Origin of the sequence: Mesorhizobium sp. CC13 (assembly GCF_039907765.1) — a bacterium.
Lineage (GTDB): Bacteria > Pseudomonadota > Alphaproteobacteria > Rhizobiales > Rhizobiaceae > Aminobacter.
The window spans coordinates 572711-589304 of sequence record NZ_JARDJI010000001.1; the positions used below are offsets into that span (position 1 = coordinate 572711).

The window sequence follows — 16594 nt, forward strand, 5'->3', positions numbered from 1 at the left end:
TTATTGACGGCGAACGACAGGCTGGCGGGGTTGTGTTTGCGTTTCCCACGCATATCTCCAGCTCATCGCTCACCAATGGAGACCGTGGAAATGACCACGCAGACCCTGCCGATCGACCTCTACTATTGGCCGACGCCCAACGGCTGGAAGATATCCATCATGCTCGAGGAGCTCGGCGTCCCCTACACGGTCAAATACGTCAACATCGGCAAGGGCGAGCAGTTCGAGCCGTCATTCCTGGAGATCGCGCCCAACAACCGCATGCCGGCCATCGTCGACCCCGAAGGTCCGGGCGCAGACGGCAAATGGGGCCGCGAGCCGATCTCGATCTTCGAGTCCGGCGCCATCCTGCAATATCTCGGGCGCAAGTTCGGCAGGTTCTATCCGGCCGACGAGCGTGGCCGCGCCGAAGTCGACCAGTGGCTGTTCTGGCAGGTCGGCGGCCTCGGCCCTATGGCCGGCCAGGCCCATCACTTCCGCCAGTATGCGCCCGAGAAGATCGCCTACGGCATCGACCGCTACACCAACGAGGTCAATCGCCTCTACGGCGTGATGGACAAGCGCCTGGCCGACCGCGATTTCCTCGCCGGCGACTACTCCATCGCCGACATCGCCTCGCTCGGCTGGGTCAAGCCCTACAGGAACCAGGGCCAGGACCTCGAGGAATTCCCCCACCTCAAGCGCTGGTTCGAAACCCTGCTCGCCCGCCCGGCGGTCATCCGCGGCCTCGCCGTCGGCGAGGACCATCGCAGCAATCTCGCCGACGACAAGGAAGCGCAGAAGATCCTGTTCGGCCAGCGGGCGAGGGTTTGACGGGATCGAGTAGGGAATGGCGAATAGTGAGTAGAGAGTAGAGAGTAGTGAGGGGATCGCCGGCCGGAGCCGACACGCATACCCCACTACTCACTATTCGCTATTTCCCTACTCGCTCTCTTACAGCTTCTTCCAGTTCTGGCTCTTGCAGATCAGGCCGCCGAGCACACAGCCGCTCATCTTGAGGTTCGAGCCGGCGAGGGTGGCCTTGCCGGAGTAGGTCTTGTCGTTGGCCGGATCGGTGATCTTGCCCGAATAGGCATTGTCGCCGTCGGCCTTGAACGTGCCGATCTTCTTGCCGGCATGCTTGCCGTCCTTGAGGGTGATGCAGAAGCTGCCGCCGCAGGTCTCGATCGCCGCGGTCGATCCGGCTTCGGTCTTCCAGTTGCCTTCGATCGGATCGGCCATCGCCGCACCCGCCAGCATCATGGTGGCCGCGACGGCCAGGCTCATCTTGCCAAACATTGAAGTCCTCCCGGTTGGTGTCTTGCTCACAGGCTCCCCCGCCTGACGTTTACGCAAACGTAAGCGTAAATCAGGCGCGCCGAAAACGGAAGCGGTGCCGCTGGGTAAGACCGAAGCATTTTTGGCGCTTCCATCGGCGCATTTCGTCTCCGGCGGGGCGACAGCGGCCAGCGCAAAGCTCAGGCGTGGTTATCAAAGGCTTTCGCGGCGGGACGCGAATTTTCAGCGCATTTTTCTCAAATCCCAGTCGCCGCAAGGCTTCCTATCCTTAATGAATTCCAAGGTTTACCCTTTGTTTGAAGTTTGTTTTCCTCGGGTTAAGCAAGCCATTTTACGGCGGATTCAAGGTTCGCCGGCATCCTCGGAAGCATCGAAAGAGCGGCTCCGGACGACACCGGCTTGCCCGCTCCGGGAGACGGACAGGGGACAAGAAAATGGCACGTTTCGAGATCTTTGAGGCCGGCTTCGGTGCGATGGGCAGCACCGCTCAGGCCGACATCCTTGTGGAACTGGGCATGATGTATTCGACCGGCCGCGACTGCGACGTCGACGTCGTCGCCGCCCACAAGTGGTTCAACATCGCCGCGATCAAGGGATCGGCCCGCGCCGCCGAGCTTCGCTCGGAACTGTCGATGGCGATGTCCAAGACCGACATCGCACGAGCCCTGCGCGAAGCGCGCGAATGGATGACGGCGCACTGAGAAAGAGCTTCGGGGGAAGGCCGGGGCTGCCGCGGGCGGCGGTCCCCAACAACAAGAGCGCGACGGCTTGAAGGACGGGCGAGGCGCGCCGGGCTGACAGGGCAGGCAAGGCTGCGACGGGGACCAAGATGCCCCGCGAAGCGTTCCGTGACAAAGCCGCGACCGGCCGAAACAAGGCCGGCGCGGCTTCCTCGCTTTCGGCGCCCGGCACACGCACGGATTGCGAGGCGAAGTCGGCACAGGCACAATGGCTCCCCGCCCATGCGCCAAGACAATGTCGGGCGCGGGTGAAAAGCATGCGCCAATTGCAAGCGAGACGCGAAATGGCATCTCGTGCAGGCTCGAGGGAGGAGACAAGATGCATCTGAAACGTACTATCGGGGCGGCGCTCGTCGGTCTGTCGCTCAGCGCCGGCGCGGCGTTCGCCCAGGAGATCACCTTTGCGGTGGTCGGGCCGATGACCGGCCAGCTCGCCAACATCGGCGACCAGTTCCGCAAGGGCGCCGAGGCGGCGGTCAAGGACATCAACGAGAAGGGCGGTGTCATGGGCCGCCAGGTCAAGCTTTCCGTCGAGGACGACGTCTGCGATCCCAAGCAGGCGGTCTCGGTCGCCAACCGCATCGTCGCCAATGGCATCAACTTCATCGACGGCCATGCCTGCTCGGGCTCGAGCATCCCGGCCTCCGCCGTCTATGCCGAAAGCGGCGCGCTGATGATGTCGCCGGCCTCGTCAAACCCGGTGCTGACCGACGACGCCGCCGCCAAGGGCTGGCCGACCATCATGCGGCTCTATACCCGCGACGACGCCCAGGGCGCCTTCATCGGCCCGTGGATCGCCAAGAAATATGCCGGCAAGAACGTCGTCGTCCTGCACGACAAGAGCGCCTACGGCCAGGGCGTTGCCGACGCGGTGCGCTCGACCATGGGCGCCGCCGGCCTCAAGGAGATCCTCTACGAAGGCATCAATGCCGGCGAGAAGGACTATTCGGCGCTGGTCACCAAGCTCAAGGAGCTCAAGGCCGACGTCGTCTATTTCGGCGGCTATCACCCCGAGGCCGGCCTGATCCTGCGCCAGTCGGCCGAGCAGAACTTCAAGTTCCAGCTGATCATGCCCGACAGCATCGCCTCGCCGGAATTCTGGCAGATCGCCGGTCCCGCCGGCGAGGGCACGATGTTCGTCTTCCCGTCCGACCCGCAGTCCAAGCCGGAGGCCAAGGAAGCGGTCGAGAAGATCAAGGCGGGCGGCTTCGTGCCGGAAGGCTTCACGCTGTTCTCCTATGCCGTCATCCAGGCCTTCGCCCAGGGCATCGAGCGTGCCGGCTCCGACGATCCGGCCAAGGTCGCAGCGGCCCTCAAGAACGGCGAGCCGATCGACACAGTCGTCGGCAAGGTCACCTTCGACGAGAAGGGCGATCTCAAGAACGCCAGCTACGACATCAACCAGTGGAGCAACGGCAAGTACGCGCCGATTCCGCAATAAGCCGCGCCGGGCGGCCTTGATCGATGGCCGGGCACCGTCCCGGCCATTGTCATTTTGTCGCTGGGTCGGAGCGCTGCCGCGCTGTTTTCTTTTGAATGGCGTTGGCGCACAATGCCGTCCTTCACCACCTGCCGCCCGGTTTCAGCGAGGGCACGGGTGTGGGTTGTTCGAAGCGTCGAGTTTGGATTGGGAGGAAACCGACCATGAGTCTTCGTATCAATGATTCCGCTCCGGATTTTAGAGCCGACACCACGGAAGGCCCGATCGCTTTCCACGACTGGATCGGCGACGGCTATGCGATCCTGTTCTCTCACCCCAAGGATTTCACGCCGGTCTGCACCACCGAACTCGGCTACATGGCCGGGCTCAAGGCCGATTTCGCCAAGCGCAACGCCAAGATGATCGGCATCTCCGTCGACCCGGTCGAGAGCCACCACAAGTGGAAGGCCGACATCGAGAAGCTGTCGGGCAACAAGGTCGACTATCCGATGATCGGCGACCCGACGCTTGCCGTCGCCAAGCTCTTCGACATGCTGCCGGCCGGTGCCGGCGAGACGTCCGAAGGCAGGACGCCGGCCGACAACGCCACCGTGCGCTCGGTCTTCATCATCGGTCCCGACAAGAAGATCAAGCTGATGCTGACCTATCCGATGTCGACCGGCCGCAACTTCGACGAGATCCTGCGGGCGCTCGATTCGATCCAGCTGACGGCCAAGCATCAGGTCGCGACGCCGGTGCAGTGGAAGCAGGGCGAGGACGTCATCGTCATGGCCGCGGTGTCCGACGAGGATGCCATCAAGCGCTTCGGCGAGTTCGAGCGCGTGCTGCCCTATCTGCGCAAGACCAAGCAGCCGACCCTGAACTGAACGCCCTTCCGGGGCCGCTTCGGCAAGAGCCGCGCCATCGAGCGCGGCTCTTTCGTCTTGAGGCTCAGCTCATGCCGACATAGCGGCCGGGGCGATGGTTGATGGCGATGATCAGGTTGAGCACTGCGGCGCCGGCAACCGAAAGCGCCACCTTGTCGAGGTCGAGATAGAACAGCGACACGACGAGGATCGAGAGGTCGACCGCGAGCTGGAAATAGCCGGCGCGAATGCCGTGATTGTCCTGCAGGTAGAGCGCCACGATGTTGAAGCCGCCGAGGCCGGCGCGGTGGCGAAACAGCACCAGAAGCCCCATGCCCATCAGCCCGCCGCCGGCGACCGCCGCATAGAGCGGGTCGAGGCTTTCGATGCCGATCCACTGCGGCGTCAGCCGCGACAGCACCGAGATCAGCGCCACGGCGGCGAAGGTGCGCAGCGTGAACGGCCAGCCCATGCGCTTCACCGCGAGATAGTAGAAGGGCAGGTTGATGACGAAGAACACCGTGCCGAAGCCGTAGCCGGTCACATATTGGATCAGCAGCGCCAGCCCCGCCGAACTGCCGGTGATCAGCCCCGCATGGGTGTAGAGCACCAGCCCGAGCGCCACCAGCATGGTGCCGGTGAGGAGCGCCAGCACGTCTTCGTACTGCCTGTGCGGCACGGCTTCGTTGTTGATGTCCATCGAGATATCCGGCAGCAGAGTAGGGCAGTAGGGGAATAAGGCAGTAGGGCAGTAGGGCATAAGTTCGGGTTTTCCTACTCCCCTACTGCCTTACTCCCCTCACCACGTCACTCCTCGAACCGCACCAGAACGGTCCCGTCCGTCACCTGGGAGCCCTCCGTCGCAATTTCGTGGATCACGCCGTCATGCGTGGCGGTGATGGTGTGTTCCATCTTCATCGCTTCCAGCACCAGCAGCGGCTGGCCCTTGGTCACCGCGTCGCCCTTGCCGGCGCGCACCAGCTTGACCAGGCCCGGCATCGGCGCGCGCATGCTCGAGCCGCTCTCGCCGATCTCGGCCGCCCGCGCAAACGGGTCGCTGAGCGCGAAGTCGAAGGATTTGCCGTTCTCGAACACCGTGGCATGGCCGGGCCACAGCGCCACGGTCGAACCGCCATCGGCGGTTTGCGGCGACAGCACGAAGGCATCGGCGCCGTCCGGCCGCACTTCGAAGCGCCCGTCGGCGCGCGCCGTCACATGCGCGGCGATGGTCGTTCCGGCGTAGGCGAGGGCGACGCGCCGCGCCATCGGGTTGAAATGTGCGTAGCCCGTGAGGTGCGACCACGGATCGGTGGAGCCGTCGAGTCCGTCTGCACCCGTCGCCGCCAGCGCCACAAGCGCCACCGCACGGCTGGTCGGTGCCGCCGTGGCGACGGTCAATGCCTCCTGCTTGCGCCCGATGAGGCCGGTGTCGACGTCGCCCGCGGCGAAGTCCGGATCGCGCGCCAGCGCGCCCAGGAAGGCGGCGTTGGTGATCGATCCCGCCACCTCGGTGCGCGAGATGGCATCCGCCAGCGCGTCGAGCGCGGTTGAGCGGTCCGGTCCATGCGCCACGATCTTGGCGATCATCGGATCGTAATAGGGCGAGATGGCATCGCCTTCGCGCACGCCTGTCTCGACCCGCAGCGCGGTTTGCGGCGCCGTCTCGGCTGGAAATCGCAGATGATGCAGCGTGCCGATGGCCGGCAGGAAGCCCTTGGCCGGGTCTTCCGCATAGAGCCGTGCCTCGAAGGCGTGGCCGGTGAGGCTGATCTCCTCCTGCGCCATCGGCAGTTCTTCGCCGGAAGCAACGCGCAGCTGCCATTCGACCAGATCGACCCCGGTCACCATTTCGGTCACCGGATGCTCGACCTGCAGGCGCGTGTTCATCTCCATGAACCAGAACCGGTCGGCCTTGAGCCCGTCCGAGGCATCGACGATGAACTCTATGGTGCCGGCGCCCGAATACTGGATCGTCTTGGCGGCCTTCACCGCGGCTTCGGTCATCGCCGCGCGCAATTCCGGCGTCATGCCGGGGGCAGGGGCTTCCTCGATCACCTTCTGGTGGCGGCGCTGCGCCGAGCAGTCGCGCTCGAAGAGATGCACGGCGTTGCCGAAATTGTCGCCGAACACTTGCACCTCGATATGGCGCGGCTTGTCGACATATTTCTCCACCAGCACGCGGTCGTCGCCGAAGGCGGCCTTGGCTTCGCGTCGCGCGCCGGAAAGCGCATCGGCGAAGTCGTCCGGGTGGTCGACCCTGCGCATGCCCTTGCCGCCGCCGCCGGCGCGCGCCTTGATCAGCACCGGATAGCCGATCTCGCGCGCCTTGCTGGCGAGGACGACGATCTCCTGCGCCTCGCCGTGATAGCCGGGCACAACCGGTACGCCGGCCTTCTCCATCAATCGCTTGGCAGCATCCTTGAGCCCCATGGCGCGGATCGAGGCCGCCGAGGGGCCGATGAACACCAGTTCCGCCGCCGTCACCTGGTCGACGAAATCGGGGTTTTCGGAGAGGAACCCGTAGCCGGGATGGATGGCTTGCGCGCCCGTCGCCTTGGCAGCTGCGATGATCACGTCGCCGCGCAGATAACTCTCGGCCACCGGCGCGGCGCCGATATGCACGGCCTCGTCGGCCATGGCGACATGCAGCGACCGCGCATCCGCGTCCGAATAGACGGCCACCGTCTTCACGCCCAGCTTGCGGGCGGTGCGGATGACGCGGCAGGCGATCTCGCCGCGGTTGGCGATGAGGATTTTCGAGAACATCATTCCCCCGAAACGAAGTGAAAAATGGAAAGGAGCGCGCTATTCATCGTCGCTCCCGAGAGCATCGAGCGCGGCGCGATGGAATGCGGCGGCTGCATCGTCGAAACAGCAGAAGATCACGCTGCCCGGCATGGCTGTGGCCCGCATGTGTCGGGCGACGGCCGCCACCGCGACCTTTGCCGCCTCGTCCTTCGGATAGCCGTAGACGCCGGTCGAAATCGACGGGAAGGCGATGCTCGCCAGACCGCGCTCGGCGGCAAGGGCAAGCGAGCGGGTGTAGCAGGAGGCGAGCAGGTCGACCTCGCCCGCGCCGCCGCCCTGCCATACCGGGCCGACGGCGTGGATCACATGACGCGCCTTGAGCCGGTATCCTCCGGTGATCTTGGCGTCGCCTGTCTCGCAGCCGCCCAGCAGCCGGCATTCGGCCAGAAGCTCGGGCCCCGCGGCCCGATGGATCGCGCCATCCACCCCGCCGCCACCGAGCAGCGAGCGGTTGGCCGCATTCACGATGGCATCCACGTCGAGCGTGGTTATGTCGGCGACGATGACGGAGATGCGCTGTGTCATGCGGCCTCCTTTTGCCGGGCACCGCGATGGGATTTGTGTGCATCGATGAGCCGGGCCTGGCGTGTACCCCCACCCCTAACCCCTCCCCACAAGGGGGAGGGGGATTTTGCACGACCATTCAACGCCGACCGTCGACGAACCGGGTGGCAGGAGTGCCGACGTGGTCCCCCTCCCCCTTGTGGGGAGGGGCTAGGGGTGGGGGTATCGCCACGCTCAACAGCCACGTAATTCAAAACTGGTTGCAAAAACGTACCAGTTGTGTAATCTGAAAACCAGTTGCAGTATGCAATCACATTGGAGGAGCTGACATGCGCAAGATCGTCGCCTGGAACCTGATGACCCTCGACGGCTGCTTCGAGGGCACGACCCCCTGGGACCTCGCATTCCACACCAGCGTCTGGGGCGAGGAACTCGAGGCCTTCTCGCTCGAGCAGGGCGCCGAGATCGGCACGCTGCTGTTCGGCCGCAAGACCTACGAGGGCATGGCCAGCTACTGGTCCAGGGAGACCGGCGCGATCGCCGACATGATGAACGGCCTCGAAAAGGCCGTCGCCTCCCGCACGCTGAAGCAGGCGACCTGGAACAACAGCCGCCTGCTCCAAGGCGAGCTGCCCGAGGCGGTCGAGCGGCTCAAGCGTGAGCCCGGCAAGGACATCTACGTCTTCGGCAGCGCCGACCTTCTCGACACGCTGCTCGCCCATGGCCTCGTCGACGAATACCGCCTTTGCCTCGCCCCCGTCGTGCTCGGCGCCGGCAACCCGCTGTTCAAGCCCGGCCGCCAGCTTGCGATGAAGCTCACGCAGACCACGCCGCTCAAGACGGGCGGCGTCATCCTGCGCTACCAGCCGCAGGCCGGCTGAACCGGACTGTTGTTGCGGGCTCTCGCTCAAGGCTCCTGCATCCTTCGCCAATCGGTGCCACGCTCGACCGCGTGCGCGGGCGAAGGCATGTGAAATTGCCCCACCCCTGACCCCTCCCCACAGGGGGGAGGGGAATCTTGTTCCACTACGGCCCAGCTCCAGTCTTCGGCCGTTTTGGTCGCAGCGGCGGCCAGATCGTCCCCCTCCCCCTTGTGGGGAGGGGTAAGGGGTGGGGGTACGGCCCCCGCCAACCTCGTCAACCCATCCATGTGCGAACCCTGCATCGGGCGCCATCACATCCTGAACACGCCGAACCTGGTGTCGCCGACCGGCGCGTTGAGCGCCGCCGACAGGCTGAGCGCCAGCACCTCGCGCGTCTTCGCCGGGTCGATGATGCCGTCGTCCCACAGCCTGGCCGACGAATAGAGCGGATGACCCTCGCGCTCGTATTTTTCCAGGATCGGCGCGCGGAACTCGGCCTCCTCTTCCTTCGACCAAGTGCCGCCCTTGCGCTCGATGCCCTCGCGCTTGACCATGGCGAGCACCGTCGCCGCCTGCTCGCCGCCCATCACCGAGATGCGCGCGTTCGGCCACATCCACAGGAAGCGGGGCGAATAGGCGCGGCCGCACATGCCGTAGTTGCCGGCGCCGAACGAGCCGCCGATGATGATGGTCACCTTCGGCACCTGGGCGGTTGCCACCGCCGTCACCAGCTTGGCCCCGTCCTTGGCGATGCCGCCGGCTTCGTATTTCGCGCCCACCATGAAGCCGGTGATGTTCTGCAGGAACACCAGCGGGATCTTCCTCTGGCAGCACAGCTCGATGAAATGCGCGCCCTTCAGCGCGCTTTCCGAAAACAGCACGCCGTTGTTGGCGATGATGCCCACCGGCATGCCGTGGATATGGGCGAAGCCCGTCACCAGCGTCGTGCCGTAGTTCTGCTTGAACTCGTCGAACTCGGAGCCGTCGACCGTGCGCGCGATCACCTCGCGCACGTCATAGGGCTGGCGGATGTCGGCGGGGATCACGCCATAGACCTCTTCCGGCGCGTGAACAGGCGGAATCGAATTCTTCAGGACGAGCCCGACGTCCTTCTTGCGATTGAGGTTCTTGACGATGCGCCGGACGATCGCCAACGCATGCTCGTCGTCCACCGCATAGTGGTCGGCGACGCCCGAGATGCGCGTGTGCAGGTCGGCGCCGCCCAGCTCCTCGGCGCTCACGTCCTCGCCTGTGGCCGCCTTCACCAGCGGCGGGCCGGCGAGGAAGATGGTCGCCTGGTTGCGCACCATCACCGTCTCGTCCGACATCGCCGGCACATAGGCGCCGCCCGCCGTGCACGAGCCCATGACGCAGGCGATCTGCGGAATGCCCGCCGCCGACATGTTGGCCTGGTTGAAGAAGATGCGGCCGAAATGGTCGCGGTCGGGAAAGACCTCGTCCTGGTTGGGCAGGTTGGCGCCCCCGGAATCGACAAGGTAGATGCAGGGCAGGTTGTTCTGCAGCGCGATCTCCTGCGCGCGCAGATGCTTCTTCACAGTCAGTGGATAATAGGTGCCGCCTTTGACTGTGGCATCGTTGACCACGATCATCACCTCGGTGCCCTCGACCCGGCCGATGCCGGCGATCACGCCCGCCGAGGCGATGTCGCCGCCATAAAGCCCGAAGGCGGCGAACTGGCCGACCTCGAGGAACGGCGAGCCGGCGTCCAGCAGCTGCGCCAGCCGCTCACGCGGCAAAAGCTTGCCGCGCGACGTATGCCGCTTGCGCGCGTCGTCCGAGCCGCCGCGCTCGACATGCTGCGCCTTCTCCCTGATGTCGGCCACCAGCCCGCGCAGCCGCGCCGCATTGGCCTTGAAGCTTTCGGAGGAGGGGGATAGCTGGGATTGGATCGTCGGCATGAGCTTCCTAGCGGATGAGTTCGATGGGGCAGCCAAGGTCCAGCGTGGACCAGATGCGATCTGCGGTCACGGCGGTTGCATTTTCGCGCAGGGCGAGCGCCAGGCAGGCGCGGTCGCCCAGCGAAAGCACGCCCTTGGGAGCGCGCCGTTGCAGCAAGCCTGAGGCTATCGCGAGTTCATGGTTGAAATCGACGACAGTCAAATTGCTGGCCTCGATGTAGTCGATCGCGACAGTTTCGGAGAAACGAAGTTCGACGCATTTGGCGACAATTTCGGCGACGCTGACACTGCTGATAAGTGCGCCCTCCATGAGGCGCAGCGCTTCGCTCTGTCCGGGCTCTCCGAGGAGCACGGCGAGAACCGCCGAAGTATCAACGACGAAGGCGCTCATTTGTCGTCACGCGAGGGCAGGCCATGCCTTTCGCGCCAGTCGTCGGCTTCGGCCGCCTCCCGGGCTGCTTCGGCGCGGCGTTCTGCAATGAATTCGTCCACAACGCTTGTCGTCGGGTTGTTCTGTCGGAATCTCAGCGCCTCGGCCTGAACGCGTTTCAGCGCGACCCCGGGCGAGACGATGCGGAACTCTCCGTCAACGACGCGTGCTGTTACCGTGTCGCCAGGCTTGACGAGCATGGCAGCGCGCATCTCAGCTGGGATGACGATACGGCCACCTTCGCCGATCTTCAGTCTGACATAGGGCACAGAGGGCGCGACCGGCGTGTCCAAGCCCTTCTGCGGTTCTTCGGCGAACCCCTTGGGCGTCTCTGGCGCAGTCATGGCATGAACCTCGATCTGTGGCAGGAAAAGAGACTATGCCATGCTGGCCATTTTGCGGCAAACCGGGAGGCTGGCAAGTCGCTGATGCAGTCTTGCCACACCGCGCCGCGCCCAACATTCCCAAGCGTCAACTGACGGGCGGCGGCAGGGCCGATCGCATGCTGACGATCGAGCTCAACCCGCGAAACCGGGCGGTTCAGGTGCGCGGCTTCGGCAACCGGACGGCCAGGCAGGACGAGCTGCAGGTCCTTGGTCGCTGGGCGAAGGCGAGGGGGGTAAGCCTGGTCGAGCATTGAAAACTGGCCCTGCGCGGCGTTGTCGCGCGGGGCTATTCCCCCATTATCTCTCTTCCGATCAGCCAGCGGCGGATCTCGCTCGTGCCGGCGCCGATTTCGTAGAGCTTGGCGTCGCGCAGCAACCGGCCGGTGGGATAGTCGTTGATGTAGCCGTTGCCGCCGAGCAGCTGGATGGCGTCGAGCGCGGTCTGTGTCGCCTTCTCGGCGGCGTAGAGGATGCAGCCGGCGGCGTCCTTGCGCGTCGTCTCGCCCCGATCGCAGGCGGCAGCCACCGCATAGACATAGGCGCGGCAGGCATTCATCGTCGTGTACATGTCGGCGAGCTTGCCCTGCACCAGCTGGAACTCGCCGATCGGCTGGCCGAACTGCTTGCGGTCGTGCACGTAGGGAACGGTAACGTCCATGCAGGCGGCCATGATGCCGAGCGGCCCGCCGGCCAGCACCACGCGCTCATAGTCGAGGCCCGACATCAGCACCTCGACGCCGCGGCCCTCCTCGTGCAGCACGTTCTCGAACGGCACCTCGACATTGTCGAACACCAGCTCGCCCGTGTTGGAGCCGCGCATGCCGAGCTTGTCGAGCTTCTGGGCGACCGAGAAGCCCTTCATGGTCTTCTCGACGATCATCGCGGTGATGCCGCGCGACTTCCGCTCCGGATCGGTCTTGGCATAGACCACCAGCGTGTCGGCGTCCGGTCCGTTGGTGATCCACATCTTCGAACCGTTGAGCACATAGGCGTCGTTGCGCTTTTCGGCCTTGAGCCGCAGCGACACCACGTCCGAACCCGAGCCGCTCTCCGACATGGCGAGCGCGCCGACGTGCTCGCCGCTGCATAGCCTGGGCAGGTACTTCGCCTTCTGCTCCGGCGTGCCCCAGCGCTTGATCTGGTTGACGCAGAGGTTTGAATGCGCGCCGTAGGAGAGCCCGACCGACGCCGAGGCGCGCGAGATTTCCTCCATCGCCACGACATGGGCGACATAGCCCAGGCCGGAGCCGCCATATTCGGGGTCGGCCGTCATGCCGAGCAGGCCGAGCGCGCCCAGTTCCTGCCAGAGCTCGGCGGGGAATTCGTTCGAGCGGTCGATCTCGGCGGCCAGCGGCGCGATGCGCTCCTGGGCGAAGCGCCGGATCACCTCGCGCAGGCTGTCTATGTCCTCACCGAGCCCGAAGTTCAGCGCCTTGTCGTACATGCCTTTCCTCCGTCTTGGTCCTGGCGCCGGTCAGGCGCATCGTCATTGCCAGATAGGTGGCGGTCACTTCGTCGACGGACAGCCGCTCGTCCGGGCGGAACCAGACGATCACGCCGGTGATCATCTGGATGATCGCCATGGCGGTCAGGCCGGTGTCGTCGACCTCGAGCACGCCGGCCTCCGCCCCGTCGCGCAGGATGGACCTCAGTTCCTTCTCGTAGGCCGCGCGCAGCTTCAGGATCGCGGTCAGATTATCGCGCGAAAGGCTGCGCAGCTCCATGTTGGAAACATGGGTCGCGTGCCGCCGCTCGACGTGGAAGCGGATGTGGTTGGAGACGAAGGCGGTCAGCCGGGCGACCGGGTCGTCATTGGCGGGGCGCGCCGCTTCCCATGCCGCGAGCAGCGCTTCCATGTGCTCCTTCATCAATGTGCGGAGCAGGTCTTCCTTGGTCGGGAAATAGCGGTAGAGGGCGGCCGCCTGCACGCCCACCTCTGCGGCGAGCTGGCGCATGGTCACGGCCTCGAAGCCGTAGCGGGCGATAAGCTCGACTGCTGCGTCGCGGATCGCCGCTTCCGTTCTTTCGCCGTCGGATCCCGCAGTGCGCGCCACCAGCCATCCCTCCAGAATGCCGGCAATTAATAAAACAAACGTTCAATTAATTCAAGTGGCGAGTATCGGCGGGCTGTGGACGAGCCGGGCCCCGGTCAGTCGCCCCTGAAGGCGCGGCTCGCCTGGTCGGTCAGCGGCTTGAGCAGGTAGGAAAGCACGGTCCGGTCGGCCGTCCTGAGGAACACCTCCGCCGGCATGCCCGGCTTGAGTTCCGGCGACCCGGCCTGTTCCAGGCTCTTCGCCGACAGGGCGACGCGCACCGCATAATAGGAGACGCCTGCCTTGGCGTCCTCGATCAGGTCCGGCGATATCCGGTCGACTTCGCCTTCGACCTCCGGCGTAGTCTGCTGGTTGAAGGCCGACAGCCTCAGCGTCGCCGGTTGGCCGACGCGTACCTGGTCGATGTCCTGCGGCGCCACGCGCGCCTCCACCACCAGCGCATCCGCCGTTGGCACGATCTGCATGATCGCCTCGCCGGGCGTGACGACCCCGCCTACCGCGTGGACCGCCAGCTGGTGCACCCGTCCGGCCTGCGGCGCGCGGATGTCGATCTGGTTCAGCGACTGCCGGGCCGCGACCTGGCGTTCGCGCAACTCGCCTGCCTTGGCGTCGATCTCGCGCAATTCGCCCGCCACCTGGCTGCGCATGTCCTGGTCGATCTGGATGATGGCGAGCTCGGTTTCGCTGATGCGCCCCCGTGCCTGTGCGGCGGCTGCGGTCAGCGCGCCGTCTTCGCCGTCGAGCTGAGCCTGCGCCCGCTGCCGGTCCGCCAGCCGGGAAATGGGCACCAGCTTCTTCTTCCACAGCGCCTCGACGCCTTCGAGTTCGACCTTGATGAGGGCGATCTCCTGCTGCTTGCTCTTCTGCTGCGCCTCGATCCCGGCGATCTCCTGGCGATACTGGGCGATCCGCTCCCCGAGCTGCGAGACCTGGCCGTCGCGCGCCTGCCGCCGCAGGGCAAACAGCCGGTTCTCGCCTTCGATCAGCCGCGTCACCTCCGGGTCGGACGCGCGGGCCATCAGGTCGTCCGGGTAGGCGACGCTGTCGGAACCGTCCCGCTCGGCCATCAGCCGGGCTCGCTGCGCGGCGAGTTCGTCGAGCCCGTTGTCGACGATGGCCAGATTGGCCTTGGCCACGGTGTCGTCGAGCCTCACCAGCACGTCCCCGGCCGCCACGACGCTGCCATTGTGCACGTTGAGCGCGCCGACCACGCCGCCCTGCGGGTGCTGGACGGCCTTGACGTTGGAATCGACCGTAAGGTGTCCGGCGGCGACCACCGCGCCGGACAGCGAGCTCGTCGCCGCCCACAGGCCGAGCCCGCCGACGAGCGCCAGCGAGGCGATCGCGCCCAGCCGCACGTTGCGCCTGATGGCATGGCGCAGCTTCTGTTGCTGCTGGCTCGCGCCGGCCATCGGCTTGGCACCGCGGTCGAGCAGCGCCACGACCTTGGCCTGGGCCTGAAGCGCAACCTCGCGGGCACGCTTGAAGCCGTCCATCGCCGTCTGGTTGGTCAGAAGTGTCGTCACGAGCCCGTCCGTTCGGTCGTTACGGCCTGCAGCGGCTGCATCGCCTGCCGGGCAATGTCGCTCTTCAGCCCGAAGGCCTGCTGCCGGCCGCCGCCGAGCACCAAGAGATGGTCGAGGGCGGCCAGCGCGCTCGGTCGGTGCGCGACAACGATGACGATGGCGCCGCGCGCCCTGATCCGTCCGATCGCCTGCGTCAGGGCCTGCTCGCCCGAGGCGTCGAGATTGGAGTTCGGCTCGTCCAGCACCACCAGGAACGGATCGCGATAGAGCGCCCGCGCCAATGCGACGCGCTGGCGCTGCCCGGCGGAAAGGGCAGCACCCGCGTCGCCGATCTCGGTCCGGTAGCCCTCGGGCAGCCTGAGGATCATTTCGTGCACGCCGGCCGCCTGGGCCGCCGCGATGATCGCGTCGGGCGTGGCATTCTCTTCGAAGCGCGAGATGTTCTGGCCCACCGTGCCGGAAAACAGTTCGACGTCCTGCGGCAGGTAGCCGACATGGCGTCCGAGCGAGCCTGCCGGCCACTGTTCGAGCGCTGCGCCGTCAAGCCGGATCTGGCCGCGCATGAGCGGCCACACGCCCACCAGCGCGCGCGCCAGCGACGATTTTCCCGAGCCGCTCGGCCCGATCACCCCCATGCCGGAGCCCGCCGTGAGCGAGAACTCGACATTCTGGATCAGGATGCGCCTGTCGCCGGGCGAGGCGACGCCAATGCCTTCCACGGCCAGTTCGGACTTCGGAGCGGGAAGCTCCATGCCGCCCCCGGCCTCGGGCATGGCGGCGAACATGCCGTCGAGGCGTTGCCAGCTCTGGCGCGCCGCGAGGAAGCCTTTCCAATGGGCGATCGCCGCTTCGATCGGGGCCAAGGCCCGCGAGGTCAGGATGGAACTGGCGATGATGATGCCGGGCGTCGCCTGCTGGTAGATGACCAGGTAGGCGCCCAGTGCCAGCACCATCGACTGCAGCATCATGCGCAGCACGCGCGACACCGCGCCGAAGCCGCCGGTGATGTCGCTCGCGCGCTCCTGTGCCGCGCGGAAGTCGTTGTTTGCCGCTGTCCAGCGCCGGGCGAGGTTTTCGCCCATGCCCATGGCCGTCAGCACCTCGGCATTGCGGGCGCTTGCCTGGGCTATCGCGCTGCGCCGCGTGCTGAATTCCGACATCGCCCTGGTGGGCGCGCGCACCAGCCGGTCGGCAACGACCGTCAGTGCAACCAGCAGGAAAGCGCCGACAAGCGCCGCAACCCCGATCCAGGGATGGAACAGGAAGCAGATAATTACATAAAGCGGGATCCAAGGCAGATCGAAGAGAGCAGCCGGTCCGCCGCCCGAGAGAAAACCGCTCACCTGGTCGAGGTCGCGCAGCGCCTGCAGGCCTTCGCCGCGGTCGCGGATGCGCAACGGCAGGCGCACGATGCAGTCGAAGACCCGGCTGGAGACGATCTCGTCGATGCCGGCGCCGATCCGCGTCAGCACCCGGGCGCGCACCGTCTCCAGGACGCCCTGGAAGACGTAGAGCACGGCCACCATGACGATGAGCGCCACCAGCGTCGGCACGCTGCGGCTCGGCAGCACGCGGTCATAGACCTGCAGCATGAACAGCGAACCGGACAGCATCAGCACGTTGATCAGACCGCTGAAGCCGGCAACCGCCATGAATGTGCTGCGGAACGAGGCGAGAGCTGCGCCGAGTTCCGAGGTCCTTGAGCGGACGGGATCTGTCGGGATCGGTTGGGTCAGGGCTTTTCCCCTCGCTGCCGGATCAAAGGCGTGGCCGGCGGGCCAAAGGTTCCGCCGGCGTCTC

Annotated in this window: 17 protein-coding genes; 6 read left to right on the top strand and 11 right to left on the bottom strand. The window is 65.9% G+C overall.

Going from position 1 to position 16594, the window contains the following annotated elements:
• Positions 1-90: 90 nt before the first annotated feature.
• Positions 91-813: a glutathione binding-like protein gene (locus PV773_RS02700; protein ID WP_347964840.1), complete on the top strand. Its 723-nt coding sequence runs from the start codon at positions 91-93 to the stop codon at positions 811-813.
• Between the two features lie 120 nt (positions 814-933).
• Here the strand turns inward: PV773_RS02700 and PV773_RS02705 are convergent, their stop codons facing one another.
• The gene (locus PV773_RS02705) at positions 934-1278 is read right to left on the bottom strand and encodes a DUF2147 domain-containing protein (protein WP_340035650.1); all 345 of its coding nucleotides are present in this window, start codon (positions 1276-1278) and stop codon (positions 934-936) included.
• A gap of 434 nt (positions 1279-1712) precedes the next feature.
• On the opposite strand from PV773_RS02705, the gene PV773_RS02710 reads away from it, so the two are divergent.
• The 3 genes from PV773_RS02710 (at position 1713) to PV773_RS02720 (ending at position 4325) form a co-directional block, all read left to right on the top strand.
• Positions 1713-1979, top strand: a complete 267-nt coding sequence (locus PV773_RS02710; protein ID WP_340035651.1) for a sel1 repeat family protein — start codon at positions 1713-1715, stop codon at positions 1977-1979.
• Positions 1980-2337: 358 nt separating this feature from the next.
• A complete protein-coding gene (locus PV773_RS02715) occupies positions 2338-3459 on the top strand; it encodes an ABC transporter substrate-binding protein (protein ID WP_347964841.1) in 1122 nt (373 codons plus the stop codon).
• Between the two features lie 203 nt (positions 3460-3662).
• Entirely contained in the window at positions 3663-4325 is a 663-nt protein-coding gene (locus PV773_RS02720) for a peroxiredoxin (protein ID WP_347964842.1), read from the top strand.
• 64 nt (positions 4326-4389) lie between these two features.
• Here PV773_RS02720 and PV773_RS02725 read toward each other — a convergent pair whose 3' ends face one another.
• The 3 genes from PV773_RS02725 to PV773_RS02735 form a co-directional block, all read right to left on the bottom strand.
• Positions 4390-5004, bottom strand: a complete 615-nt coding sequence (locus tag PV773_RS02725) for a YitT family protein (RefSeq protein ID WP_347964843.1) — start codon at positions 5002-5004, stop codon at positions 4390-4392.
• Between the two features lie 107 nt (positions 5005-5111).
• On the bottom strand, positions 5112-7070 hold the full coding sequence (locus PV773_RS02730; protein ID WP_347964927.1) for an acetyl/propionyl/methylcrotonyl-CoA carboxylase subunit alpha: 1959 nt from the start codon (positions 7068-7070) through the stop codon (positions 5112-5114).
• 39 nt (positions 7071-7109) lie between these two features.
• The gene (locus tag PV773_RS02735; protein WP_347964844.1) at positions 7110-7637 is read right to left on the bottom strand and encodes an O-acetyl-ADP-ribose deacetylase; all 528 of its coding nucleotides are present in this window, start codon (positions 7635-7637) and stop codon (positions 7110-7112) included.
• 308 nt (positions 7638-7945) lie between these two features.
• On the opposite strand from PV773_RS02735, the gene PV773_RS02740 reads away from it, so the two are divergent.
• Positions 7946-8497 carry a dihydrofolate reductase family protein gene (locus PV773_RS02740; protein ID WP_347964845.1) on the top strand — a complete coding sequence of 184 codons (552 nt, stop codon included), beginning with the start codon at positions 7946-7948 and terminating at the stop codon, positions 8495-8497.
• A 293-nt stretch (positions 8498-8790) separates the two neighbouring features.
• Here PV773_RS02740 and PV773_RS02745 read toward each other — a convergent pair whose 3' ends face one another.
• From PV773_RS02745 to PV773_RS02755, 3 genes are read right to left on the bottom strand one after another with little or no spacing between them, the layout of a single operon-like run.
• Positions 8791-10398 carry a carboxyl transferase domain-containing protein gene (locus PV773_RS02745; protein ID WP_347964846.1) on the bottom strand — a complete coding sequence of 536 codons (1608 nt, stop codon included), beginning with the start codon at positions 10396-10398 and terminating at the stop codon, positions 8791-8793.
• A gap of 7 nt (positions 10399-10405) precedes the next feature.
• Positions 10406-10789 (bottom strand): type II toxin-antitoxin system VapC family toxin, encoded by a 384-nt coding sequence (locus PV773_RS02750; RefSeq protein WP_347964847.1) that lies wholly within the window; start codon positions 10787-10789, stop codon positions 10406-10408.
• Positions 10786-11172, bottom strand: coding sequence for an AbrB/MazE/SpoVT family DNA-binding domain-containing protein (locus PV773_RS02755; protein ID WP_347964848.1), 387 nt, complete (start codon positions 11170-11172; stop codon positions 10786-10788). Before PV773_RS02755 ends, PV773_RS02750 begins: the two co-directional genes overlap by 4 nt.
• Positions 11173-11264: 92 nt before the next feature.
• Between PV773_RS02755 and PV773_RS02760 the strand changes: the two genes are divergently transcribed.
• On the top strand, positions 11265-11468 hold the full coding sequence (locus PV773_RS02760; protein WP_347964849.1) for a hypothetical protein: 204 nt from the start codon (positions 11265-11267) through the stop codon (positions 11466-11468).
• A 32-nt stretch (positions 11469-11500) separates the two neighbouring features.
• Here the strand turns inward: PV773_RS02760 and PV773_RS02765 are convergent, their stop codons facing one another.
• The 4 genes from PV773_RS02765 to PV773_RS02780 form a co-directional block, all read right to left on the bottom strand.
• Complete coding sequence (locus tag PV773_RS02765) at positions 11501-12658, bottom strand: isovaleryl-CoA dehydrogenase (RefSeq protein WP_347964850.1); 1158 nt, start codon at positions 12656-12658, stop codon at positions 11501-11503.
• Positions 12624-13268, bottom strand: coding sequence for a TetR/AcrR family transcriptional regulator (locus tag PV773_RS02770; protein ID WP_347964851.1), 645 nt, complete (start codon positions 13266-13268; stop codon positions 12624-12626). The genes PV773_RS02765 and PV773_RS02770 overlap by 35 nt, the downstream gene beginning before the upstream one ends.
• A 95-nt stretch (positions 13269-13363) precedes the next feature.
• On the bottom strand, positions 13364-14680 hold the full coding sequence (locus tag PV773_RS02775; RefSeq protein WP_347964928.1) for an HlyD family type I secretion periplasmic adaptor subunit: 1317 nt from the start codon (positions 14678-14680) through the stop codon (positions 13364-13366).
• Positions 14681-14790: 110 nt separating this feature from the next.
• Positions 14791-16518 carry a type I secretion system permease/ATPase gene (locus tag PV773_RS02780; RefSeq protein ID WP_347964929.1) on the bottom strand — a complete coding sequence of 576 codons (1728 nt, stop codon included), beginning with the start codon at positions 16516-16518 and terminating at the stop codon, positions 14791-14793.
• Positions 16519-16594 lie beyond the last annotated feature (76 nt).